Origin of the sequence: Microcoleus sp. PH2017_09_SFU_O_A, assembly GCF_020738625.1 — a bacterium.
Classification (GTDB): Bacteria; Cyanobacteriota; Cyanobacteriia; order Cyanobacteriales; family Microcoleaceae; genus Microcoleus.
This window is the reverse complement of sequence record NZ_JAEQCF010000067.1, coordinates 28,624-53,503: the sequence shown is the minus strand read 5'-3', so window position 1 is coordinate 53,503 and position 24,880 is coordinate 28,624. Positions and strand designations below refer to the sequence as shown.

The following is a 24,880-nucleotide window of genomic DNA, read 5'->3' as shown; positions in this document are numbered from 1 at the left end:
CTCGACATGAGTAAATGTATTGTGCTTTGTATTATATACGAGTTCCTGCGAGCGTCAACATGGCAGGTAAAAAATTATAATCAGTCCAAATGCAGATTTCTCTGACGCAAGACGCCCACATCTGTCATCCAATGGCACGGGGGCAAAAACAAATTGAACTACGGGCAAATAGTCTCGTGCCGCCACAATTTGCTCAAAAAGCTACCCAAATAGTCAAGGATGGGTAGCTTTGTCCATAAATTAAGTTACAGTTCCTAACCCCGAGCTTGGGGCGGTGGCTGGGTGCCACTCTCTCCTCAGGTAATGCGTTCAACAGTTGACAGTTGACAGTTGACAGTTGACAGTTTGAGAGCGACCTCTACCCTTAAGTCCGAGGATTGGAGCAATGAATAGTCTGATTTTAATTTCTCCCGAGCAGGCTTGGGGCTTTCAACCAATTCTTTCTGGTAAATTTTTGTTTCCATCTTTTACAGACTACAGACTTGGGAAAAACCTCAAACAATCTGCGATTTTGGGATGCCCCGATTCGGGCTTGTCCCCGTGCAGTCGATTTGAGCAACCTTTTATGATAGCTTTCGATCTGTGTTCATGGCTAGAGATTAATGGTACAATAATCTCGGGGTAGCATAAAAAATTGCTCGAAACTGCGTCGGTTTCGGTTGCCAAGAGTGCCAACCTTTAGACTGGAAATTGGTGTGGATTTTCTTGGTAGTGCTGACATTTGACTGGTTCCAGAGAGTTGCAATCGGATGTGGTCGCTGTCTGTCCCGTGGGCGGACTTGTGCTTCCGCTAGCCGATCGACTGTCGGGCCTGCTGACAACAAATCTCTCAGCAGTGTTAAGCTTGTCATCGCGAAGTCATTGTCTTCGCTAACTCGATCGCTCAGTCCCTTGCTGCGCTGCTAAAATTTTGTTAATAAAATTTACTCGGCGGTATGTATCTAAACAATTATGGTATAGTCTTTAGTTTCTAGCTCCCAATCAGAGCTTGAGGCTATAAAAAATATGCTGAGAACCCCGTCCTTTCAAGACGGACATGAAAGCTAACCGGAGGCTAAGGCAATGCCAGTGACAAGAGTGAGATTTCGTTATTGTCATAGTATCTACAAAATGATATAATATTTTGTAGAGCTAGTCAAGAATCATGCTAAATCTCAGTTACGAGTACAAACTAAAGCCGACAGACAAGCAGATTTCTCAAATCGAAAGAACTCTGGTAATTTGTCGTAAGGTTTGGAACTACGCATTGAGAGAGCGTAAAGACTGGATTAACTCTCGTAAATGTCCGATTAATGCTTGCTCGATCGCTCGCGAGTACATTATTCCGGCTGATGCTCCCTACCCAAATTATTACAATCAGGCAGCGGAGCTAACCAAAGCTAAAGAGTTGTTTCCCGAACTTAAAACGGTTAACACAAAAAGATGCTTCAACAGGTGTTAAGAAAGCTGGAAACAGCCTTCCTAGACATGAAACGTAAGGGAATGGGATTCCCAAGATTTAAGAATAAATACCGAATGCGGTCGTTTGTATTTCCCCAAATGCTCAAAAATTGCCTCCAAGGAAATACTATTAAACTCCCACAGTTAGGCATTGTTGAATTCATTAAATCAAGAGAGATTCCTAATGAGTTTGCAATCAAGCAAGCTCAAATTGTCCGGAAGGCTAGTGGATATTTCATCATACTTTTCTTAGAATGTGATGTTAATGTTCCTCAACCAGTTGCACAGGGATTCCCCGTTGGCATAGATCTAGGTTTAGACCAATTTTTAGCAACTTCTGAAGGCAAATTAGTTAAACGTCCTAAGTTGCTCAAGGTCGAACACCGCAAGCTTAAATTGCTGCAACGTCGGCTCAAGAACAAGAAGAAAGGCTCTAACAACCGTCATAAGTTGAATAGAAAAATTGCTAGGCTGCATCAGCGTGTTACCGATACCAGAAAAGATTGGCAGTTTAAATTAGCTCATGACCTAGCTCTAGATGCGGGAATGATATTTGTTGAAGATATCGATTTTCGAGTCTGGGCAAAAGGTAGGTTTGGCAAACACACCTTAGATGCTGGTTTCGGTCAATTCATCGCGATTATGTCGTGGGTGTGCTGGAAACGGGGAGTACATTTTGAGAAGGTAAACAAGGATTACACTTCTCAGGTTTGTCCGAATTGTGATAGTCACACTGGCAAGAAAGCACTTGATGAACGAGTGCATAATTGCCCTGAGTGTGGGTATACAACACATCGAGATGTAGCAGCCGCTCAAGTTATTCGGTTTTCAAGGATTGTCGGCGGAGGGACGCTTCGTAGACATTAAAGAAATTGCCTGTGGAGGCGGTCTGACGGGAACCGGAAACGGTCTAGTTAAGAGCCTAAGAGACAGGAAGAAGAAAGCGTGAAGGTGTGGATGCGATCGCACCGGAATGCAACCTTTGAGAATTCCCGCGCATTTATGCCGGGGATCGCGTCAATAATTCCCATATTCGACCTTTGACCGCAAAACTTTAGAGGAAAAATTGCCGATTTTTAGCTCCTTGTTCCTCAAATGCTTGAATCTCAAATCGCTCGAATGACTCGGCTGCAAGCTATTTCTAACTGCCCAGCGCAGCTCAAGCGCATAAATTAAGATGATGGCCTCATGGAAGACCGCTTTAACGCCCGAGATCCGCAGTCAAATATAAATCAATTGATAGTTTCTACTCCTTTTTTTGCAGGTTTGCCTGACCCTGTAATCGAGAGAGCAACTGTCCACATCGTTACCCGCAGTCATCCGTCGAATCAAGTGATTTTACTAGAAAATGACTGGGGAACATCAGTGTATTTTATATTGGATGGTTGGGTGAAAATTCGCACCTACAATCTAGACGGAAAAGAAGTAACGCTGAATATTTTAGGGAAAGGAGAACTGTTCGGGGAAATGGCAGCGATCGAAGAAGCACCGCGATCGACAGATGTCATCACCCTAGCCCCGACACTGATCGGCAATATGCCAGCTCAAGATTTTGTGCAACTCATTCATACCGAGCCCCTCGCAGGCATTCGGCTAGCTCAACTGATGGCCCGCCGCCTGCGACAAGTCAACCGCCGCCTGCGTTTGCGAGAGTCTGACAGTACCTCGCGAGTAGCAGATATTCTATTATTTTTGGCAGAGGGGCAAGGGAAAAAAATGTCCAGTGGAGGTACAGAAATTCCCAACCTGCCGCACAGAGAATTAAGTAGCCTCAGCGGGCTGGCTCGGGAAACGGTAACGCGAGTGCTGAGCAAGCTGGAAAAAAAAGGAACTATTCAACGCGAACGTGACGTTTTGTGCATTCCCGACCTACACGCCTTGGAGCGTCTGTTAGTCTAATCACTACAAAACGAAATATTGGAGTATACTGGAGTGGTTATGTATATATTGGAGCGCTAAGCGCGATGTATCTGTCGTCTATTGACGAATTAGAGTGTATTGGAGTTTCATTATAGAATGCTAAAACGCCAAAAAGGATATTCAATTACAACCAAATCAGTTAAAGCGAAACTAATTCGCTCAAAATTTGATATGCAGGAAACCAAGGATGCTTACAACGAAGTAGTGCATTTTTATTTCCTGTTAATTGCTGAAAATCCTCAAGGCGTAAGCATTCCCGTGCAATCTAAGGGAGGCTGGCGATTCTACGAATTACTAACCGCTGGTCATCAGTTTATTAGCGGCTTTCCTTCCCCGCTAAAAAGATCCGCAATCCGACAAGCCATCGGTGCTTACGAAAGCTGGAATTCAACCTATCAAAAATGGTTGCATCGTCCGAAGCGAATGAGAGATCACAAACCTCCAGTTCATCCTAGGGCATTCCGGTTTAACCCGCATTACGATTCAGGGATGTGGAAAGAGGATGATGGTTTCTCCATTGTTTTGAAAATGCGAGTAGGGAATTCATGGAAATGGGTCAAACATCAATATCAATGTCCTAATGTTCCGACAGAATGGACAAAAGGTTCTCCAAGAATTCAAGTACAAAATGGTTCTTTATGGCTCGTTTTCCCCTTAGAAAAATATGTGCCTGCCACAGGAGGTATCAAGGGAATTATGTCTAACTCCGCATTTAGAACCTGCGGGATTGACATGGATTTAGACAAGTTTATTATCATTGCAACTGTTCTAGAAACCAACGACAGAGGCGAAACGACTGAAATCGCTAGGCACTTTATCAACCAGTCGCGTCACGTAGCTCGTAGGAAGCGGGATCTAGGACAAATTGCAATCAAGATGAGACAAGCCAAAATAGTGAGTCGTGGTTTTGCTAAATCAAGATGGGACTCAATAACGGCCAGAGAAATTAATTTTTCCAGAGCGGTTTCAAGGGAACTTGTTGAGTTTGCAAAACACTGGAAAGTGGATGTAATTAGTTTTGAACACCTAGGCAATCTTCGCCCGAAAAAAGGCAAATTCTCTAGGAGATCAAATCAAAAGCGTGCCTACTGGCTAAAGGGAAAGGTCTTTGAGCAAGTCAAACGAATCGCATATCAAGATTATGCAATTGTGACAACTCGCGTTAGTCCGATGAATACGAGTCGCCTTAGTCCGTGGGGAGAACCACTTTGGAGAGGGGCTAAGTTTCCGTCTGACTCACTTCGATTTGAGGGCTATCAATCTGGAGCTGCATTGGTGGCAACTGCTGATGGGTACAAGGCTCACTCTGGATTAAATGCTGCCCGAAACGTGGCATTAAAAGCAATCAAGCGCAACCTACTAGAAGCTACGCTCAATCTTAAAAGCCTGAAGTAGTAATACGTGACGGTGTGCAATCAAACTAGAACGGTGTTAGCGACTACCACTTTGATTGTACTAGGCTAGGGTAAACTGCCTAAAAATTCCTACCTTACTACGCTCTATTTGGTTGGGACTAGCTCCCGCAAACTGAAAGACGCGACTACAGAGGAGTTAAAAAAGTGAACTATAATTGGAATATTGTGACTTACTCCGATTAACTCCATTTATGGGTTACTCTAGAAGTATCAGAGATTGTTAATTTGAATCTCATTCAACAACACTCTCTGTTAACTAACTGATATTGATGATTTCCCGCCGGAGGTAAAGCTGTGAGTTTTAAGAAAATTTTCGCCGCCGTCGATGATTCTGAACTTGGCCGCCGCGTCTTCAGTCAAGCCTTAGAATTAGCCTCGATCGATCGAGCTAAGATGATGCTATTTCACTGCGTTACTGTCAACTCGCTGGGCGAGACGGCAGTGCCAATTCCGGTAGATTTGGGCTTGAATGCCGAGTTAATGGATCAAGCTTATCAAGCTCAACGTTTGCGGCTGGAAAGGGAGGTAAAACAGTCTGAGGGTTTGCTGAAAAATTATAGCGAGGTTGCAGCCAAACAAGGATTGGAGGTGGAATTTGACTGCCAAATGGATGGCGATCCGGGGCATTGTGTCTGCGAACACGCCCAAACTTGGGGTGCAGATTTAATAGTAGTGGGGAGGCGCGGCCGCACGGGGCTTACAGAAGCTTTCCTCGGGAGTGTGAGCAATTATGTCGTTCACCACGCATCTTGTTCGGTATTTGTAATTCAGGAAGTCAAAGCTGAAAAATGATGCTGCTGAAAATTTTCCTGAGAACATCAATCTAAAATAAGACTGGCGTTCCTACCTAAACCTGGTTTGTGCGAACAATATTAAATTGGGTGGCGAGGCCTCCAAATAGTGAAACCGGAAATTAATCTTATGGCCCGCCAGTGTCGTAAAATATCAAACTTTATTCAGTTGACAATTGACAGTTGACCGCTTGACAGCGACCTCTACCTAGAAAGAAGAAGATTGGATTCAACAGTTGACAATTGACAGTTGACCGCTTGACAGTTCGAGAGCTACCTCTACCTTTAAGTCCAAGTATTCGAGTAATGAATAGTCTAATTTTAATTTCTCCCTCGAAGACTTGGGGCTTTCAACCAATTCTTTCTGGTAATGAATAGTCTAATTTTAATTTCTCCCGATCGCGCTTGGGGCTTTCAACCAATTCTTTCTGATAAAATTTAAAATCGGAAAATCGGAAAATTGGGAATCAGACGTGCAGCAGGCAAGTTCTGTAAAATCTCAAATCTCAAATCTCAAATCGGGAATCAGACGTGTAGCACGTAAGTCCTGTAAAATCTAAAATCTAAAATCTAAAATCTAAAATCGGATGAGTGATTTTTTGTCAGCAGATGCCGCGTCTAATTCAGGCAGTTCACCCAGTAGCAATAATGAGCCACAAACCGCCACTTTTTCAGCAATGGCTGGCGATCGCAAAAATTCCGACCCGGGGACGCCCCCCACTGGAGAAGCGCCTTTGAGGCTCGTAGAAACGGCATTTTTGGCAAGTACCGCTAGCTTGATTTGGCTGATAAATTATTACTTTCCCCTGGGCCCGTTGCTGCGGGTTTTTTTCCCGGTGCCCATTGCCCTAGTTTACCTGCGCTGGGGTAACAGAGCGGCTTGGATGTCAGCTTTGGTTTCCGGTTTGCTGCTGTCGGTACTCATGGGCCCAACGCGGAGCATTTTATACGTGATTCCTTTTGGAATTATGGGAGTTGCACTGGGAGGACTTTGGCGGCGCAAAGCGAGTTGGTCTGTCTCTATTAGTGTGGGGGCGGTAATTGGTGCTGTCGGGTTCTTTTTTAAGTTTTGGCTGCTGTCAGCTTTGGTGGGTCAAGATCTCTGGGTTTATGTAACCGCCCAGGTAACAGAGATTGTGGAATGGGTATTTGTGAAGCTGGGCTGGCTGAGCGTGCCGAGTTTGAGTACAATAGGGGCGATCGCCGCTGGGATGATTTTGATTAACAATATTGTATATTTATTTGTAGTGCATTTAGTAGCTTTGCTGCTGTTAGATCGTTTGGGAAATCCGATTCCGCGGCCGCCGCGCTGGGTGCAAGTTTTAATCGATTATGAGGAGTAATCGGAAGTCATTAGTCATTAGTCATCAGTCATCAGGAAGAAGGAAGAAGGAAGAGGGAAGAGGGAAGAAGGAAGAGGGAAGAGGGAAGAAGGAAGAGGGAAGAGGGAAGAAGGAAGAGGGAAGAAGGAAGAGGGAAGAAGGATCTTGTAACAGATTTAACAGATGGATGTTGAGGGAAGGAAAAAAATCAAATTATCCGCTTTCCCTCTTTCTAGTTTTTCCGGCAATTACCAATTCCCCATTACCAATTCCCCATTACCAATTCCCCATTACCAATTCCCCATTACCAATCCCCGATTATTACTGCCAACTGTCAACTGTCAACTGTCAACTGACTAATTATGATTCATGTTTATACAGAAATTGAACAGGGCCAGCGGTGGCTCGATCGCCATCGGGGACAAAAACCGATATTTGCCTGCGTGTTAGGATTCACCGCAACTGGCTTAATTCCGGGGATTTCGGCAGCAGGAGCAACCCCGCGCGATCGACAATTTACTTGTTTGGCCGATGCAGAATTTTTGTATAACGGCCCGCAACCGTCACCGCAGTATCCCTTGCCGCCCCTAGAAGCCGGTGCCTCACCGGTGCTAATATCTCGCGCCGTAGTCGAAGCTTTGGAAATTCCCCTTTACCTGTTTAATGCAGGTTTACCCCTGCCGCCTCCCGTACCTACAATTGATTTGGGCGGTACTGCGGCAAAGTGTCTAACTTCTGGGAATGCTTTGGAACTAGAAATAGTCAAACATTTGCTGGAACAAGGATTAATTTGGGGCGCTAAATTGGCCGCCGAAACTAATGGCAGTTATGTCATTTTAGGGGAGTGCGTAGTTGGTGGCACGACTACTGCTTTGGGCGTGTTAATGGGTTTGGGAATTGCAGCGGCGGGTAAGGTTAATAGTTCTCACCCTACCTGCAATCACGCTCAAAAATTGGCTGCGGTGACAGCGGGACTCAATAATGCTGGGTGGGAAATCGGCAGAAAAAATAGCACCCCCCTGGATTTGGTGGCGGCGGTGGGCGATCCGATGCAAATAGCGGTGGCGGGAATGGCGATCGCCGCGAGTCGGACTTGCGGGGTACTTTTGGCTGGTGGCACGCAAATGCTGGCAGTGTATGCTTTGATGCAAGCCTTAGCCACGGAATACGAGCTGTTATGGTGTCCCGAACAAGTCGCGGTGGGGACTACGCGCTGGGTGGCGGAAGACCCCACAGGGGACACTGTAGGACTCGCCTCGGATATCGGCGGTGTCCCTCTGTTGGCTGCACAGCTAAGTTTTGCCAGTTCTCGCTACCCGCAACTGCAAGCTTACGATCGCGGGTACGTGAAGGAAGGTGTGGGTGCGGGTGCGTGTGCGATCGCCAGCGGCCTAGCTGTGAATTGGACTCCAACCCAACTTCTGCAAGCTGTGGAAGCCCTAGCCTCGCGGTGTGAAATTCAACAGTAAAACCGGGTTTTTCCTTTTCCGTGCCTGTCGGAATATCAGGCATTAAATATGAAAAATTCAGATGTGCGATCGAGCTGCCAACCTCGTTGTGCTGCTCAACTAGCTTTGTTTGGGCTGAATAATTATATCATTTTCTGTAGCATTTTTGCTTTCAGATTTACAGAATATTCTACACAATATCTCGCTTTGATGCAGTATTCCTCCTGTGAATTTCGCGAGACAAAACACTCTATTCAATGACTCTATAAGTAGACGAGCATAAATCAAGGCAACTTGTATTTTCTCTCTCGATCCATGCCGATCGCCAGCAGCAATATTTAATTAGACCCGCCTACGTGTGAGTGCATTCTTTTGGCGACCAACTGTTCTTCTAAGGCAGCAATTCGATTGTAAGCCGCTGTTAGCTGAGCTGTTAGGCGCTGGATTTGAATCTCGGAAGTCAGCTCTTTTTCCAGACTTTGAGAATTCTTGTCGAAGTAGTTGTCATCTAACAGTATGTCCTTGTGACCGAGGATGCCGTCGAGATTGCTGTAGCTTTGATAGGGAGAGGTTTTGTGATTTCCTGCTGTCAGGGAGCGATCGTCCATATGCTGCTGGGCCAGCTTCGTCTCCTTGGCGGACTCCAATAACTTTTCATTGAGGTTTTCTACGAGTTTGTACAAAGCATCGACTTGTTGGGTCAATGCTGTAACTTGCTGGCGTAGCGCTTCCATACAGTCATCCTCGGAATAGTAACTTATATCTTTACATATTAGGGAAATCTTTACATAAGTGGGATTTATCACTAAATTATTTAATTTTTGACGTAATTGTTGTCTTCCCAATCCTGACGCTAGGTTGAGATACTCAGCTTGAGGATTTTAGATTTTAGATTTTAGATTTTAGATTTTCTTGGATTCTGAAACGAGGTTTGTTAACTCCTATACTTTGTTCAAACCTTCAATCAGAGTTAAAAAAAACAAAAAAACTCGGCTTCTGAGAGTGGGAGTCCCTCCAGGAGTGTGAGATTGACTCGGCAGTCAATTTGCCATTTTTCGATTTGGGAGTTGAGATTGTTATGGAGACAGCAACCGGGTTTTGTAGTTATTAAACTGTCGCGGATTTAAAAGGACTTTTTCACTTCGTTTGTGGAAAAAGCGTCATCCAACGGCAGAGTGTGGCGCTTTCGCGGTTTCCTGATATTAAGGAATGTAACACAGATACAGGCGATCGCCCGCAAAGACCGGCAAAATTAGCCCAAAGAAATTTGGAGTTTAGAAACGAGGCGGTAAGTTGACGGCAAGACGAGCACCGACTCCGATCGCAGCAGAAGCTAGTACAATGGCTATGTGTTGGAAAAAGAAATAAGACAAATCGGTGCGGACTACCGGACTCGACAAACAATTATTTCCCGGGTCGCAGAACACAAAACATCGGTCAATATTTAGAAAAGCGGATTCACAGGTGAAACGAAGGTCTTTGCTATTGGGCGCAGCCACCCTAACTTTAAGTCAATTGGCGGCAGGTTGCGACTCGAAACCCACTCTCAAAATTCGATCGCTCAAAAACGGTATTCCGGCCCAACTCGCAAGCAAATTTAGCCGCGATTTACAACCGTCTCCGCAGTTGCAGGTAACGCAGGAAGGGCAATTAAAAGAATTATTCGCTTTGTTACAGGAGTGGAAACGGACACCGGAAGCCAAAAATCAAGCTGACTTGGTGATGTTGGGAGATTATTGGCTGACTTTGGCAATTCGGCAAAAATTGATTCAGCCGATCGATCCTGCTAAAATTGCTAATTGGTCGCAATTGCCCGAAAGATGGCAAAAACTCGTCCGGCGTAACGCTGACGGCCAATTAGACGCTAAAGGTCAAGTTTGGGCTGCACCTTACCGCTGGGGAAGTACGGTAATTGCCTATCGAACCGACAAATTTAAGGATTTGGGGTGGACTCCGACTGATTGGAGTGACTTGTGGCGAGTCGAATTGCGCGATCGAATTTCGCTACCGGATAGCGCGAGAGAAGTGATCGGTTTAACATTAAAAAAACTCGGAAAATCTTACAACACGCAGCAATTAGATAAAGTTCCCAACCTCAAAAAAGAACTGGCAAATCTGCACGCCCAAACTAAGCTTTACAGTTCCGATACATACCTGCAACCGTTAATTTTAGGTGATACTTGGTTAGCCGTAGGTTCATCTGGTGACGTACTGCCGCTGTTACAAACTCAAAAGGATATTGCTGTAGTAATTCCAGTTTCTGGAACTGCACTGTGGACGGATTTGTGGGTACAACCAGCATCAAAAAAGCCAGTTTCGTTAGTGGAAAAATGGATTAATTTTTGCTTGCAGCCTCAGATTGCGCCTCAATTATCTTTGCTGGCTAAAGCTAGTTCGCCGATAATTGTCGGCATGAAACCCGAGGCTTTGCCCGCCGATGTGCGAAGCAATCCCGTGTTGTTACCGGATGCTAAAATTCTTGCCGCCAGCGACTTTCTGCTGCCGTTTGGAGATGCGGGGATTGCCGAATATCGATCGCTTTGGCAAGAAATTCGACAAGTAGTGAAAAGTTAAGTACGTTTTAAGGTACGTAGTTGCGCTTCAGCGCTCTTTCATAGATCTAAAAAACAAGCAGTAAAAAGTTAAGTACGTTTTGAGGTAAGTAGTTGCGCTTCAGCGCTCTTTCATAGATCTAAAAAACAAGCAGTAAAAAGTTAAGTACGTGTTGAGGTACGTAGTTGCGCTTCAGCGCTTCAGCGCTCTTTCATAGATCTAAAAAACAAGCAGTAAAAAGTTAAGTACGTGTTGAGGTACGTAGTTGCGCTTCAGCGCTCTTTCATAAATCTAAAGAGCAAGTAGTGAAAAGTTAAGTACGTTTTGAGGTAAGTAGTTGCGCTTCAGCGCTTTTTCATAGATCTAAAGAGCGCTGAAGCGCAACTACGTACCTTGAAAATCATCAAAACTGACGCATCTTTAACCATAGAGTGTGTCAGTCACCAGTTGTACTTATAAGCTGCGTTAATTGTTAAATTCTTAACTACTACTAAGGGTGAATTTTCAGGTAGCCCAAAATTCTGACCTTTTTTGTGAGGCGTGTATCCTTGTGCTAAGGCATGGAGAATTACCTCACACACGAACACAGGAGTAATAGCTGGATAACCAAAAGAAAAAGCTGTCGTCAATTTCTGAGCAGGATTCTCGTATAACTCTATAAACAAACCAATGCCGCCGTAATCGTCACGTGAAATAAGCCAACGATATTTTTCATCGTTTATGATGATACTGCGTGATTTTTTTTGAGGAAGTGCCATTTTTTGCCTGTTGTTTTGCTAGTAATTTTTAATTTTAGGTCTATCTGGTTTTTGAAGAGGGCGAAGCATGACCGTATATAAGTTATTAGTTATAATCCCATATTGACTGCGGTCATGCTTCGCCCCTACAGATATAATTGCCAAACCCAGATGCACCCGTAATTTTTCTCACAATTTGTTGTCTATTTCGATATTAATTTTTTTTAATTCCGTTTTTGGAAACCGCATTTATTAGCTCAAATGCACGGTGCGTCACCTCTTAATTTATCGATTATCTCAAAAATCTCTATAGCTGGCGCACCCTACTAAAAAGCTTTGATTTTGCCTCGAAGACCCGGATTTGACAGAGATTCTAAATCTATTTTACAGCTCGATCGATCGCCCTTGCACGCATAAACCGCCAAAGCAGTCCCCTGACGGTTGCAAACTCGCAGGTTGTAACCGTACTCGCTAGAAGCAGCGCCGAAGCGGTTGACAAACTGATAGCGTTCCATATAATCGAGCAAACTCCACAGTTGGCGGTTGACGATGATGATAACCCATGTGTTGCTGCGATCGACAAACCAGCGATCGAGCAATTTGCCGCCAAACTGTTTTTGAGCCAACCACAGACTCGGCGTGCTCTTTTCGGCTTGCGAAAGCGGCGGCGACGGGAAATTGGCAGCGTCTCCACTCGGGCAGACTGGTTGCTGGGAAAACGCCGCATATTGTCCCCACAGCAAGGCTGTGATGCACGTAGAACTCGCAATTAGGAACAAACATAAACTTTTTGTCAAAATGCTAGGTCTGCGCCGGAAAACTTGATTTTGGTGGCTGAATTTGTGGTGATTCATCATAATTTATTGCGACAAAATTATTGAAATTCCGATCGCCTAAACAACGAAGCAGGCAGAAAAGCCGTAAAAGTAGAACCACAATCTAACTCGCTGGTAACTTCAATATCACCGCCCATCATCTGACAAAAACGCTGGCTGATAGTCAATCCCAAACCTGTACCGCCGTACTTGCGAGTAGTTGAATTGTCCGCTTGGGTGAAAGGTTGGAACAGTCGCTCTTGCTGTTCTTGTGTCATGCCGATCCCCGTATCTGTCACTCGGAAAACTAAATATTCAGCATCCAAAATTAACATTTGAACAACTCGCGGTTGATATTTATTTTTTAATTCTTCACTGGTAATTCTTTCGACAGTAAGTACGATCGCCCCATTCTCAGAAAACTTAGCAGCATTGCTCAGCAAATTCAGGATTATCTGCCGCACTTTCATCAAATCGCCGTGCATGGCGCCGATATTCTCGGCACTCAATACTTGCAAGGTATTGCCGTTTTTCTCAATTAACGGTTTGATGGTTGTCGCCACCTCCTCGATCAGGCCGCCAACATCGAAGCTTTCGAGATAAATCTCCATCTTGTCAGCTTCAATTTTGGAAATGTCGAGAATGTCGTCAATCAGTTGCAGCAAGTGTTTCCCAGCAGTCCGAATTTTGTCTAAATCCGAAACTACCTCTAAGTTGCCCACCTCCTCGGCATCTTCCACCAGCAGATCGCTGTAGCCGATAATTGCGTTTAGGGGAGTCCGCAACTCGTGGCTCATGTTTGCCAGAAAAGCACTCTTGGCGCGGTTGGCGAGTTCGGCGGCTTCTTTTGCCAACTGCCACGCTTCCTCGGCGTCTTTGCGCTCTGTGATATCCCGCAGCGTGGCTACCACCGCTTCCACGCTACCGTCTGTCGCACACACCGGGCTGAGAATGTACTCGTAGTCGCGGGTTCCCCAGGCTGCGGTGGGGACGATTACTTCGCCTTTGGCGGGTTCGGCTGTGACAAATATGCGATCGCACTGTTGGTGAACCCGCTCCATAATGTTTGGAGGCCAGCCTAATTCCTGCCAGGTTTTGCGAATCATTTCTCTGGGGTTCATGCCGGCAGCTTGGGCGGCGGTGCGACTGACGTAAGTGTACCTTCCCGACTGATCCACTAGAAAAATTAGGTCGAGGGAAGCGCCGAGAATGCCGTCAACTGTTCTGGCGTGTCGGGCTACTTGAGCCGTCATTTGTCTGACGGTAATGGCGCCGCGGACTCGGGCGGCGAGTTCAAACTGCAAGAGTTGGTTGGCTTGTTTGAGGAATGCCGTGCGCTGTTCGACTTCTATTTCTAGTTCTACTTTGGCTTTTTCTAGGGTGAGTTCGGCTTTTTTGCGATCGCTCACATCTGTAGAAATTGTACCGACTGCATAAGCTGTGCCTTCGGAGTTGCAGAGGGGAAATTTGAGAGACAGATAAGTGTGCGGCCCGTCGTCTTGAGGGATGACTTCTTCAATGCTTAGGGGCGAACAGGTTTCAATCACTTTTAGGTCGTTTTCTCGCAAGACTGATGCTTTGTCTTGAGGAAAAATATCGCCGTCGGTTTTACCAGTTATTTGTTCTTTTGCCATATGGCACAAATTGTCAAAATGGCTGTTTGTAAGCAGGTATTTTCCGTCAGCATCTTTGATGTGAATCATTGCTGTGGAGTTGTCTAAAATCGCTTGCAGCAGTTCTTCGCTCTTCCGCAGGGCTGTTTGAACCTTTTGACGTTCGAGTATTTCTCGCTGCAATTCCAAGTTGAGGCGATTTAAGTCTTGCCAAGCTTCCTGGACTTGATTTAAGGCGATCGAGCTTTTTGCTGGTTCTGTATTTGTCGGCTGTGGGTGGTTTGAGCCCCAGTTGGCAGCCAATTCTAGGGTTGGGACAGTTAGCGAGATTTCGGGATTTGTGATTTGCGCGCGATCGCCCGCACAATTTCCATACTCAAAATCCATCGCTAATTGACTGTCTAAATTAGGTTGTTTCAGGAATAAACCGGGGAGTTCGCCCAAATTTAAATTGTCAGATAAATTGTCAGATAAATTTTCCGATAAATTGTCAGAAGTGCGATCCTTTTCGTTGGCTTCGCTAACACACTTCCCCGATTGCGGGTGCGCTTCGGCGGTGGAGTTAGAGCGTAAATTCCCGTCTGCTGTTAATAAATCTGAGTTAGCTGGTTTGGCCAGGAGGCGGGTGACTCCTACTGCTAAGGCCAGGGGTGCGGCGGCAGCCACAGACAGTGCTAGCAGCCAATTATTGCCCCACCAGGATGCGAGATCAGTTTGTGGCATTCCCCGCACTAAAATTGCTGCGGGTTTTCCGGCTAAATTGTCCAGGGATTGAGCAGCTACTGTATAAGTTTTACTGCCTGTTCGCATTTCCTGAGCGACAGGCTTGCCGGCGGCTGCGAGTGCCGATTTCAGCAGCGATTTGTCTGCCAGCAAATCTGGCAACTTTTGATTTTTGGTAAATATTTGCGAACTTGCCAACACAAATTTGCCGTCAGTTGGGACGGAGTAGATAGCGCGATATCCGCCACTTTGTAAATTGATGGTTTCGCTGCTAGCAACTGCCGTCGTTTGGCTCAAAATTTTTTCTAACACTAAGACACCAATCACCGTCTTAGTTTTGGGATCGTTTACAGGAGTTGCTGTGTAGCGGATGAGAACGCTACCGTCTCCCGCAGCGCGCGGCAAAGATACCAATTGTTTCTGAAGTTCCGATTTGGCAATAATTTTGCTGGCGGTTATTGGCTTTTTGGCAGCGAATACTCGATCGACTATTTTTTGCAGGTTAACACTTTTTTCCTTGATGTTGGGGTTGACGCTAACTACAATCTGCCCGTTTTTTCCCACTAAGACAGCACTGTCTATTTCCCCTGTTTTAACTTGGGTTTCCAAAATATCCTTGACAGATTGTCGCAAATTTGATATATTCTTGCCGCTGTTATAAGCTGAGGCTATTTGGGCGATCGTTTTGCTGTCAGAGGAGTTTTGCAAACTGAATGCAGCGCGATCGAGTTTAAGATTGTAGTTACTTTCACTAAGGCTCAGTTCAGATTTAGCTTGATTTTGCAGTTCGCTGCTTCCAACAGTTGATGTTAGCCAAAGTGCTGCTCCCGTTAATCCGACTGGCAAGATGGTTTGTAAAGCCAGCAATCCAATTAATTGTTTTCTGGTGACAGACAAGTTGTAGGTGGCAGGTCTGAAAACTGCTTTCAATCTTCTTTCGGAAGTCGCAAAATTAGTAGGCTGCGAACAGTTTTGCTGGCTGTCGTTTAACTGAGTTTGAGCCATAGTAGTAGATGCTAAATCGTTTGTAGATGACACGGGATATTAATCTGGAAGTATCAAGTTGAGATTTGGAAGTTGAGATTTTAGAGAGAGTTCCGTTAATCACCCATCAGAAAAATGTTGGCTCTCGCTGGGTCGAAGAAAGTCATAAAATAACTGGGGTATTGTCATAGAAATAAATTTTCTGGCTCTTCAACCAAATTTTGTAATTTAGTTTTTTTTACCAGAAAGAATTGGTTTAAAGCTGGAACCCGCGGAGAAATTAAAAGAAGACGATTCATTACTCCAATCCTCTTCCTTCCAGGTAGACTTTGCTGTCAACTGTCAACTGTCAACTGTCAACTGTCACCTTGTGTTTCAATCCCACAACCGCCTGCCCGCTTTGCCATTCAGTCGCTGGTGAGTGTCTTTGAGCAAAGTTGGGATGTCCAACTCTTCGGGACACCTGGGCAAACATTCGCCGCAATCGGTGCAGCGGTTGCCTTTGCTTCCAGGAAACCAATGTCCGGCATTTTCAAACATAGCATAACGGTATTTGCCAAACTCAGTCATGTCGCACCCGACAGCGAGATTCCGCAGCCGCAATACTTCGGGAATGTTGATGTTTTCCGGGCAAGGCAAACAGGCGTAGCACTGGCTGCATTTGTCAGTTTTCAAACGATCGGCAATCACCGATTCAATCCTCACAAACGCAGCAATTTCGGCCTGGGTGAGGGGAAAGTCGCGATCGGCATATTTTAGAGGTTGCTCTAATTCTGTCGGATTTGCAGGCCCCACACTCAGAGTTCCAATTCTAGTATCGCTCAGTAAAAACCGATAGTTCAACTCCAAAGGCGAGAAAGGCGAGCACAATTGTGCGAGAGTTTCTGGGGGCGTGTAGAGTTGCCCTCCTTTGTCTGCCGGAGAAATGATGAAAACGCCCATATCTTTGTGCTTGGCGAGTTCAACTGCCGGGGCGTTGCGCTGAAAAAAATAGTAATAATGCAGGTTGACAAATTCAAATAAATCTGTATTTATAGCAGCCAAAATCAGATCCAGAGGCCCGTGAGTCGAGAAACCGACGTGCCGAATTCGGCCATCAGCCAAGGCTTTGCGTACAGCTTCCATGCAGCCTGTGGGCGATCGCACCCAAGCCAAATGTTCCCAAGCATTCAAACCATGAATTGCCAGACAATCGATATAGTCTAGATTTAGACGTTTGAGAGACGAGTCGATGCAGCGTTCCGTGGCAGCAGCATCGTCCCCAGGAGGGATTTTCGTGGTGACGTGGAAGCGCGATCGATCGACAGACAAACCAGATGCGAGGGCCGCGCCTAGATATTCCTCGCTGCAACCGTAACCCGCCGCCGTTTCCAGGTGATTGATTCCCTGAGATACAGCTTGTTGTACAGTCTGAAAGGCAATTTCCTCAGAAGCCAAATAACGCATGGTTCCCAAGGAAAATACGGACAGGTGCAAGTTAGTTTTGCCAAACCGTCGATAGCGCATATCTGTTAGGAGGAAGTTTCGCTTTGGCCCAAGCCGCTTCTCTTGATCAAATCCTCCGGGCGGAGGTTTGAGATAAATTCGCGAAAGGCCCGGCGTTCGGCCTCATCAGCATCTCGATCGACCGGTATAGAAGCATCGGCGACGACTTCTTCCATCACCCAGATGGGGCTATTCGTCCGCAGAGCTATGGCGATCGCGTCGCTGGGACGGGCATCGATCTCTTTTTTCACTTCACCCTGACGGACAATCAGCACGGCATAGAACGTGTTATCTTGCAGCGAGTGAATCACTATCCGCTCCAAGGTAAGACTCCAGGCCTCTAGGAAATTGACCATCAAATCGTGAGTTAAAGGTCGAGGAGGCTTGTGGCCTTCCAGAGCACTAATAATAGCCTTTGCTTGCTCCTGACCGATATAAATAGGCAAAGCGCGACGCTCAGTAGCGTCTCTCAATAGGACAATAGGGCTGCGCGTGGCTGCATCTAAGGCAATTCCAGCGACTTTCATTTCAATCATTCGATCGGCCTCATAGAATTAAGAAACTGCAAGGCGGTGGAGAATTTGGACATAAAGATCACCTAAATCCAGTATGACTCGATCTTCGCCTGAATCTGCAACCGATCTGGGACTGTCGATTTTAGATTTTAGATTTTCCATTGACAATAGGGATAGAGGGGATGGCAAAAGCTCCTCCGTCTGGTTTGTGACTGTGGTTTGATTTAAATAAGCGATCGACTACCAAAAAATAACTATGTTTACAGGACTAATTCAATCTCTCGGAAAGCTGAAATCGCTAGGCAACGATTACTTCCAAATTTCCTGCACCTCAAGCAACTCCTATCAGATTTTACAAGATTTAGCCATTGGCGACAGCGTAGCAGTGGATGGAGTTTGTTTGACAGTGGTGGAAGTTCTGCCCCAAGGTTTTGTCGCCATCGCTTCCCCAGAAACCTTGCGCCGCACTAATTTGGGAGCATTCCCCGATGCTTGGGTGAACCTAGAAACCTCGCTGCGCGCCGGTAGCAAATTGGGCGGACATTTTGTGACGGGACACGTAGATGCGATCGGCACCTTAGCGACATCCACCCAAACCGCCAACGCTTGGGAGATGAGGTTTACAGCCCCACCAACAGCCAATTCGGGATGGCAGCGTCAAATTGCGCCATACATCGTTTCCAAGGGCAGCATCGCCGTCAACGGCATCAGCCTCACCGTAGCAGATTGCGATGCAGACGGAAATTGGTTTGAAGTTGCCGTAATTCCGCACAGTTTTTCCGAGACAAACCTCAGCTATTTGCAGCCGGGAAGTTTAGTCAATTTAGAAGCAGATATACTCGGCAAATATGTAGCCAAATTTCTCCGCAGCGGCGGCCGGGAAGCCCATCCCGAACCCTGGGAAGAAACCCCCGCCATGAACAGTTTGGGAACAATTACACCTGAATTCTTAGCAGAACACGGATTTATGTAATCTTCGGGTGTACGCGGAGTATTTAATCATAAAATACCCGGCGGTTGAAACCGCGTCTATAAAAACAAAACCTGCCTCCGCAGGTTGAAGAACGAGCGGCGAACATTATGTTATTCTCTTTAGTCTGCGGAGGCAGACTATCCTTCGGGAAGGCTAACGCCTACGTTTTTGTAGTTTGACCTCTTACTCGGATGACGGGCGCTTCGCCACATAAGCGCTTCGCGCTGGCTTCGCCTACGAGTAAGAGGTCAAAAGCGGTTTCAACCGCCGTCTGCATCTGCTCAAAACTGACGCCCCCTATCGACAAACTCTTTCTCAACAAAAACATTTTTCTCCCAAAACAACCCCGCCGCAATTCCCGCCTGAGAAACCAAAAACAAAGCAGCAATTAATAGCTTTTGAATACCCGATCCCTGGGAAAATGGATAAGTTAGCAAATTCAGATAAAATGACGGATGTTGCCGTTTCCCCTTAGCCCCACTTTTCGAGATAATTTCCCCAAACAAAAAAGCACCTCTACCGTAATTGAATTGCTGCCGCCAAAATTTCCGCAGAGTTAGTGCGTGGGAATGATAGACTGTAACTTCGGGAGCATAGACCGCGCGGCCTCCCAAATTGAGCCAGCGAAAGCAAAATTCCCTATCTTCTCCAGCCGCTAGCGAAAAAGTCGTGTCAAACCCGCCAATTTTCTGGAAAGCCTCAGCGGGAAGGGCAAAATTGTTAGAAGTGAAAAATTGCGCGCGATCGCCAATAGCATTGTAATAACTGTAAAGGTAATCGATCAGTTGCTGGCTGGCAGTAGAATAGATATTATCCGGCAGCGCGTTGACAGTTCGACCTCCGATCAAACAGTCTGGTGTTTCCACAAATCGCTTTTCTAGATTTTGCAGCCAATCTGCCGCCACAGTACAGTCATCGTCTGTAAACACTAAAAATTTACCCTCGGCTGCAAAAGCCCCAGTATTTCGCGCCGTTGCGGGGCCTGAGTTGGGTTGTGTCAAAAGTGTGAGATTTAACCCATTTTGAAAAGGGGATATTGTATTTTCTACAGATATTTCGGTGCTGTCGTTGACGACAATCACCTGAAACTTATCGCGCGGATATTCTAGTTCCACAAAAGACTGAAGACACTGCGCTAATTTCTCGGGGCGATTGTAAGTCGGAACTATAATTGAAAATAGAGTTTTAGTTGTGTTCATTCTAACTCATATATTTTAATATTTTAAGCGATACAGTACCGACTCAGTATTAAAATCTTTGCCGAAAACTGGTTGCAGCGGGCCCTCGGGACTTGTCAGCCAAGATAAAGCTAGTTTGGTGTATTCGTCCATCTCAGTCAGGGGCCCGAATCCTACCATCTTAATGTTATTTTTGTGGAGGTTGTCCATCCATGCCGGAAGTCGATCGGCTCTAAACGGCACATATAAAACTTGTCTGTCCAAATTTTTCCCGTAAAACAGGTAGCTGCGGTAACTTAAAAAGAAGCCGATTTTTTCATTGGGTACTGTATTTTTGTCAATATATTCGTAAATGCCGCGATACAGTTCGGCGCGAGCAACATCTCGCTTTTCCCTCGCCACCCAAGTAGCACTTACCATCAATGCTATGCAGACACAAATTATCATTATGTAACTTGATTTTTTCAAGCTAGCGAGTAGATTTTTCAAGCCAATTAAACTAGGATTGCGCTTAAATAGAATCCCAGCTAGTAGCAGTAATCCAACATAAATCAATGGGTATATTCCTAAATCTGGCCAACGGGGCGCTAATATTTTTATTACCAGATTGATGGCTTCGGCAAAATGAGATTTAAATCTGTCAATCAACCAACTTCCCCAAACAATACTCTTTCCGGTAAAAGAAGCATTTTTAATTAGGTCAAAAATTGTGTTGCTAATAATGCCGGAAATACTGCTAATTAAAACAACTGCTACAATTACTTGCTTGCGAGTTTTGAGCAGAGTTGCGGTTGCTGCTGCTGCGATCGCCAGTAAGCTTAAAAAGGGAAAGCCGTATCTGAGATTAAAACCGAGTAAAGGACTGAGTTGACCGATCGCCTCTCCGGCAGTCCCGGAGGTGTAAGGTGTAATGACGTAGAGAATTCCGGTGCTGGCAAGAACTACGGTTAAAATGATATTGTTTTGATTGATTATCCTGGTTTTACCTTGGATCAAAGCTAGAGGTGCTGAAGAGGCCTGAAGTGCGATCGCCAGAAATGGCAGTTGCAATCTAATGAGGACTTGCAAGCCGAACATTTGCCAGTGGGAAATATTACTGGGATTAAATTGAGCGGCTAAAGTGCTTTGCCAAATCTTCAAAAGTGGCGAAGCTGAAGGCGCAGGTATGGTAGGTGTTGGCTGCTGTACGGGAGGTTTTGGTGACGCTACCGGAGGTTTTGGCCCAGGTACCGGAGGTTTTGGAGACGCTACCGGAGGTTTTGGGGATGCTACTGGAGGTTTTGGGGATGCTACTGGAGACGGTGGGGCAACAGGCTGTAAGGGAATGTTAATCTCGCGGGAATCACCAACAGGATAATTGATATGCAGCAAGTTTCTCGCATACCAAAAACCTCCTAAAAACAAGCAGCAAAGTATGCCGCACACCAAGACTGGTTTGATGTGGCGAATTCTAAAATTAGTTCGTGTAGAATTTTTATTAACGATGAATCTTTTAATTTCTAATATTGCTAATCCTCCTAAAAGTGAGGCTGCATAGACTAGGGCAGTGATTTTAATTCCGGCTATCATTCCTACAGATGCCAAAAATAGGGATAGCTCGGATTGCGATCGGCTGCTGTGATAGGATAAACCTAAATATAAAGCAACTGTAAATATCGCAGCTAGCGGTAAGTCTGGGTGAATGGTGTTAACTTGGTTGAGCATCATCGGTACTGTCAATACTAAAGATGCTGCTGCCATGCCATAAAATCTCGTTGCTCCAAATTTTATACTCAATAGATAGACTGCAATTCCTTCAAGTACCCAGGCAATTAGCATGGGAAAAGCTGTGAGAAAATCTTCTTTGAAGGGGAGTACGCACAAAGCAGACAAGACGTGCCAATTGTAGGGATATACTCGGGCTTGCTCGTGTTCAAAAATCCAATTTCCGGCGGCATCTAAGAATGTAAATGAGTGGGTTTGATACCATCTGGCAATTACAGGTAGGTGAAACCACAATGAGTCATAATTTGTTGTGGGTTTAGTTGCTAGGGTTTCCCACAACACAAATCCTGCAAATGCGGTGGCACCAATGATTAGGAGTTCGGATGGGATCAGAGGTTGCTTGAGTTGGGGAATCTGCCACTGCGAGAAGCTAAAAGATTTCTGGTTTTTGGCATAAATCAGAATTAAGCCGATCGCACAAATCAGCATTTCTGCTATAATGACCGCAGCAAGATTTAGGCGATCGGCACTTCCTAAAATCAAACCTATACAAATTTGTGCAAGACTCCATCCCGTCAAAAGTACGAGGAGAAAATGAGGAAATGAATAGTTACTGTTTTCCTTGTGATTCTCGAAGGCCAGAGACAAGCTTAGGGGAATCGGCCCGACTATAATAATCAGAAATAAAATTAATTCCCACAAATACTGCGCTATTAGCATAAGCTACTATTTACCAATTTTTATGGGAGGCTCTTGCTGATTGTTTGTAGTGAGGACTTTAGTCCTTCTATGGATGCGGACTAAAGTCCTCACTACGAACCTATTTGATTGTTTGTAGTGTGTACTTTGAGTGCTTATAAAACAATACGCTTGGGTTAAGGCTGATCCACCCTAACCCCCCTAAAAAAGGGGGGGGACAAGAACTCGATCAAAGTCCCCCTTCTTAAGGGGGATTTAGGGGGATCTCCGGGCAAGAAACAGTGTTAACTCAAGCGTATTGCCTGATAAAAAACCTATCTGCTAGCTTGCTTCTGAATTTTGGGTTTGGAGGCTTCTTTATCCTTGGATGCAGAAGTGTCAGTTTTTAACAATTCTGGGAATGGCGGCTGGAGGTTGTGAACTTCGATGTCCATTCCCAGCGGCAGAGGTGGAAGCTGGGGCAGATCGTTTTCCAAATCCTTGAGTGCACTAGCGCTTTGTGTTTCCACAAATTTTGGCATTTGGGGTATTTTGGCGGTTTCCAAAGTGCCGATCATTTTTGCTACAGCGAATTCTAGCTGAGCACCGGGGTCGATCGCCACCCAACCCTGAGCAGTCATTTGCCGAACCTCGAAGTGGAGGTGAGGCCCTGTAGACATTCCTGTACTGCCGACACGCCCGATCGTATCACCCTGTTTCACCCACTCTCCTGGTTTGACAAACAGTTCTGAAAGGTGTCCGTAGAGAGTTTCCTGAGACTGTTTGCTGTGGTTGAGAACCACCGTCAAACCGTAGCCGCCCAACCAATCGGCGATCGCCACTTGACCCGCATAAGCGGCCAGTACGGGCGTTCCCATCGGGGCTCCCAAGTCCGTTCCGGTGTGAAACCTACCGTAGCCCATAACCGGATGAGTCCGCCACCCAAAGGGTGAAGTAATTTCCGCAGCAATCGATAGCGGAAACAGCAGGCTGGTGTTGCCATTTCCAGGCCGGCCCAAGGGACGCGGGGTGAGATTGTAGTAAGCAAAACCTGTATTGCTGCCGCTGCTGACACTAATCGCGCCGACTTGCACTGGCCCTAGTCCCATGCTGGGTTCGGGTGGGCCAGCGGCGTAGGCTGCCGTGTTAATCGAGTATCCAGCATCTGCTGAGTATCCGGGGTTAGCTGGGTATCCGCTGTCTGCTGAGTAGCCCGGAGGTGTGTAAGCAGATTCCGACTGGTTGCCCTGTCCCCAAAGCTGGTTGCCTACTTGTTGAGCGGCCTGACCTACTTTACTGATAGGATTTCCGCTATTATTTCCGGCGACAGTTCCCCGAACATTGCCCGGAAGGTTCGGAACAGTCCCGGGGCTTTGTGGCAGATTTCGAGAAGGAGGGGTGGCAATATAAGGGCCAATTGTGCTGGGAGTTTGCGGGTTGTAGTTGGGCCCTCCGGCGATCGGCCTTTCTGGGCTGTAACTGGGAGGGGCTGCTTCTGCTGTCACGGGTTCGGGAACAGCGGCAGGCCCGCACAAACCGCCAACTCCTTGTCCTGCTGACACGGAACCTTCGCAGCCTGTCGATCTTTCTGCAAACTCGATCGTTGTAGGCGCTTCGTATTGGCTGGTAGCGCCAACACTGTAGTCTGTTTGGTCGGTGGCAGCGCGGGCTTCTGGGTTAACTGGTGCTTCAAAAGGAGGTTCCTGGGCCGTCGCTTCTGGCAAGGGAATCAGTGCGGGTTCCGGTAGATAATATTGGGCCGGAGGTTGTTCGGTGACGTAATCTGGCGATGGGGCCCGAACTTCTGCCTGGGGTTCGGGATCTGGTTCTCGCTGCACTTGGGCTTCGGGTTCCGGGGGCGCCAGAGGTGCTTCAAATAGTGGCTGAAGTTCTGCTGCGCCGGGGACGGCTTGTTCTGCTGGCGGAGTTTCAGTTTGGGCCCAAACTATGCCTTTGCTCAGCAGTCCCAGACTGGCAAGGCAACCTAGTCCCACCAGCATTGAGCGTTCGGACAAAAGGCGCGATCGAGTCCGGGCGCCTGTGGGGTGATTTTTTTGCTGTTTGGTGTTCAACTGGGCTGTTATTTGCTTGTCTGGAACTGGTTTCACGATTTTTTTTTCCCAACTCAACAGGGGGGCGCAAGAAGATTAGTCGATTTTAGATTTTAGATTTTAGATTTTAGATTTACTCGCAGCTTTGAATTCTGGGAGGAGGAATCTTAGTCTAAAGTTTTGGGCTGCTGGCGACAGGAGTCGGAAAGCAAGTATCTGTTTTTTGGCAGGGTCTGGATCGAAGTGTATGGCAATCCTTATCTTTATACAGACTTAACTGATTTTACCAGAAGTAATTGGTTGAAAGCCGGAACCCTGCTCGGGAGAAATGAAAATCAGACTATTCATTACTCCAATCCTCTTTCTTCTAGGTAGAGGTCGCTCTCAAACTGTCAACTGTCAACTGTCAACTGTCAACTATTGAACGGGCTTAAGGCAATTTTTTTTCGCGTCGAACAGCTCGAATGCTGTGTCGATTCGCGATCGATACCCTGGTTTTTCCGATCCCAATCATTGCACTGCCAACTAGCCTGTG

General features: G+C 46.2%; 22 protein-coding genes. 11 read left to right on the top strand and 11 right to left on the bottom strand.

Annotated features, from left to right (window positions below):
- Nucleotides 1–385: 385 nt before the first annotated feature.
- Complete coding sequence (locus JGK16_RS23305) at nt 386–625, top strand: hypothetical protein (protein WP_293203428.1); 240 nt, start codon at nt 386–388, stop codon at nt 623–625.
- Here the strand turns inward: JGK16_RS23305 and JGK16_RS23300 are convergent.
- The gene (locus tag JGK16_RS23300) at nt 600–851 is read right to left on the bottom strand and encodes a hypothetical protein (RefSeq protein ID WP_293186856.1); all 252 of its coding nucleotides are present in this window, start codon (nt 849–851) and stop codon (nt 600–602) included. The two genes, JGK16_RS23305 and JGK16_RS23300, sit on opposite strands and share 26 nt — an antisense overlap.
- 293 nt (nt 852–1,144) lie before the next feature.
- Between JGK16_RS23300 and JGK16_RS32810 the strand changes: the two genes are divergently transcribed.
- The 8 genes from JGK16_RS32810 (at nt 1,145) to cobT (ending at nt 8,357) form a co-directional block, all read left to right on the top strand.
- Nucleotides 1,145–1,441: a helix-turn-helix domain-containing protein gene (locus JGK16_RS32810; RefSeq protein WP_325315607.1), complete on the top strand. Its 297-nt coding sequence runs from the start codon at nt 1,145–1,147 to the stop codon at nt 1,439–1,441.
- Nucleotides 1,423–2,307 (top strand): transposase, encoded by an 885-nt coding sequence (locus JGK16_RS23295; protein ID WP_363319713.1) that lies wholly within the window; start codon nt 1,423–1,425, stop codon nt 2,305–2,307. The genes JGK16_RS32810 and JGK16_RS23295 overlap by 19 nt, the downstream gene beginning before the upstream one ends.
- Before the next feature lie 321 nt (nt 2,308–2,628).
- Entirely contained in the window at nt 2,629–3,339 is a 711-nt protein-coding gene (locus JGK16_RS23290) for a Crp/Fnr family transcriptional regulator (RefSeq protein WP_293152297.1), read from the top strand.
- A gap of 117 nt (nt 3,340–3,456) precedes the next feature.
- Nucleotides 3,457–4,755, top strand: a complete 1,299-nt coding sequence (locus JGK16_RS23285; protein ID WP_293192708.1) for a hypothetical protein — start codon at nt 3,457–3,459, stop codon at nt 4,753–4,755.
- A 314-nt stretch (nt 4,756–5,069) separates the two neighbouring features.
- Nucleotides 5,070–5,567, top strand: a complete 498-nt coding sequence (locus JGK16_RS23280) for a universal stress protein (protein ID WP_293152300.1) — start codon at nt 5,070–5,072, stop codon at nt 5,565–5,567.
- A 586-nt stretch (nt 5,568–6,153) separates the two neighbouring features.
- Nucleotides 6,154–6,909, top strand: coding sequence for a DUF2232 domain-containing protein (locus tag JGK16_RS23275; protein ID WP_293186858.1), 756 nt, complete (start codon nt 6,154–6,156; stop codon nt 6,907–6,909).
- On the top strand, nt 6,899–7,276 hold the full coding sequence (locus JGK16_RS23270; RefSeq protein ID WP_293192710.1) for a hypothetical protein: 378 nt from the start codon (nt 6,899–6,901) through the stop codon (nt 7,274–7,276). Before JGK16_RS23275 ends, JGK16_RS23270 begins: the two co-directional genes overlap by 11 nt.
- Complete coding sequence (cobT, locus tag JGK16_RS23265; protein ID WP_293186861.1) at nt 7,251–8,357, top strand: nicotinate mononucleotide-dependent phosphoribosyltransferase CobT; 1,107 nt, start codon at nt 7,251–7,253, stop codon at nt 8,355–8,357. Before JGK16_RS23270 ends, cobT begins: the two co-directional genes overlap by 26 nt.
- A 317-nt stretch (nt 8,358–8,674) precedes the next feature.
- On the opposite strand, the gene JGK16_RS23260 is transcribed toward cobT, so the two are convergent.
- On the bottom strand, nt 8,675–9,070 hold the full coding sequence (locus tag JGK16_RS23260) for a hypothetical protein (protein WP_293186862.1): 396 nt from the start codon (nt 9,068–9,070) through the stop codon (nt 8,675–8,677).
- A gap of 540 nt (nt 9,071–9,610) precedes the next feature.
- Complete coding sequence (locus JGK16_RS23255) at nt 9,611–9,736, bottom strand: hypothetical protein (RefSeq protein ID WP_293192712.1); 126 nt, start codon at nt 9,734–9,736, stop codon at nt 9,611–9,613.
- A 64-nt stretch (nt 9,737–9,800) separates the two neighbouring features.
- Here JGK16_RS23255 and JGK16_RS23250 point away from each other — a divergent pair, with 64 nt between their 5' ends.
- The gene (locus JGK16_RS23250) at nt 9,801–10,910 is read left to right on the top strand and encodes an extracellular solute-binding protein (RefSeq protein ID WP_293186863.1); all 1,110 of its coding nucleotides are present in this window, start codon (nt 9,801–9,803) and stop codon (nt 10,908–10,910) included.
- Between the two features lie 419 nt (nt 10,911–11,329).
- Here the strand turns inward: JGK16_RS23250 and JGK16_RS23245 are convergent, their stop codons facing one another.
- The 5 genes from JGK16_RS23245 to JGK16_RS23225 form a co-directional block, all read right to left on the bottom strand.
- On the bottom strand, nt 11,330–11,647 hold the full coding sequence (locus JGK16_RS23245; protein ID WP_293192714.1) for a hypothetical protein: 318 nt from the start codon (nt 11,645–11,647) through the stop codon (nt 11,330–11,332).
- A 305-nt stretch (nt 11,648–11,952) separates the two neighbouring features.
- Complete coding sequence (locus JGK16_RS23240) at nt 11,953–12,483, bottom strand: hypothetical protein (protein ID WP_293192716.1); 531 nt, start codon at nt 12,481–12,483, stop codon at nt 11,953–11,955.
- Nucleotides 12,484–12,500: 17 nt separating this feature from the next.
- Nucleotides 12,501–15,815 carry a PAS domain-containing protein gene (locus JGK16_RS23235; RefSeq protein WP_293192718.1) on the bottom strand — a complete coding sequence of 1,105 codons (3,315 nt, stop codon included), beginning with the start codon at nt 15,813–15,815 and terminating at the stop codon, nt 12,501–12,503.
- A 321-nt stretch (nt 15,816–16,136) separates the two neighbouring features.
- On the bottom strand, nt 16,137–17,267 hold the full coding sequence (locus JGK16_RS23230) for an aldo/keto reductase (protein WP_293184824.1): 1,131 nt from the start codon (nt 17,265–17,267) through the stop codon (nt 16,137–16,139).
- Between the two features lie 5 nt (nt 17,268–17,272).
- A complete protein-coding gene (locus JGK16_RS23225; RefSeq protein ID WP_293184826.1) occupies nt 17,273–17,782 on the bottom strand; it encodes a bifunctional nuclease family protein in 510 nt (169 codons plus the stop codon).
- A gap of 235 nt (nt 17,783–18,017) precedes the next feature.
- On the opposite strand from JGK16_RS23225, the gene ribE reads away from it, so the two are divergent.
- Complete coding sequence (ribE, locus tag JGK16_RS23220; RefSeq protein ID WP_293184828.1) at nt 18,018–18,734, top strand: riboflavin synthase; 717 nt, start codon at nt 18,018–18,020, stop codon at nt 18,732–18,734.
- 281 nt (nt 18,735–19,015) lie between these two features.
- Here ribE and JGK16_RS23215 read toward each other — a convergent pair whose 3' ends face one another.
- From JGK16_RS23215 to JGK16_RS23205, 3 genes are all read right to left on the bottom strand, one after another.
- Nucleotides 19,016–19,933, bottom strand: a complete 918-nt coding sequence (locus tag JGK16_RS23215) for a glycosyltransferase (RefSeq protein WP_293184831.1) — start codon at nt 19,931–19,933, stop codon at nt 19,016–19,018.
- A gap of 15 nt (nt 19,934–19,948) precedes the next feature.
- Nucleotides 19,949–22,336, bottom strand: a complete 2,388-nt coding sequence (locus JGK16_RS23210; RefSeq protein WP_293184832.1) for a hypothetical protein — start codon at nt 22,334–22,336, stop codon at nt 19,949–19,951.
- Between the two features lie 293 nt (nt 22,337–22,629).
- Nucleotides 22,630–24,402, bottom strand: coding sequence for a M23 family metallopeptidase (locus JGK16_RS23205; protein ID WP_293192721.1), 1,773 nt, complete (start codon nt 24,400–24,402; stop codon nt 22,630–22,632).
- Nucleotides 24,403–24,880: the final 478 nt, after the last annotated feature.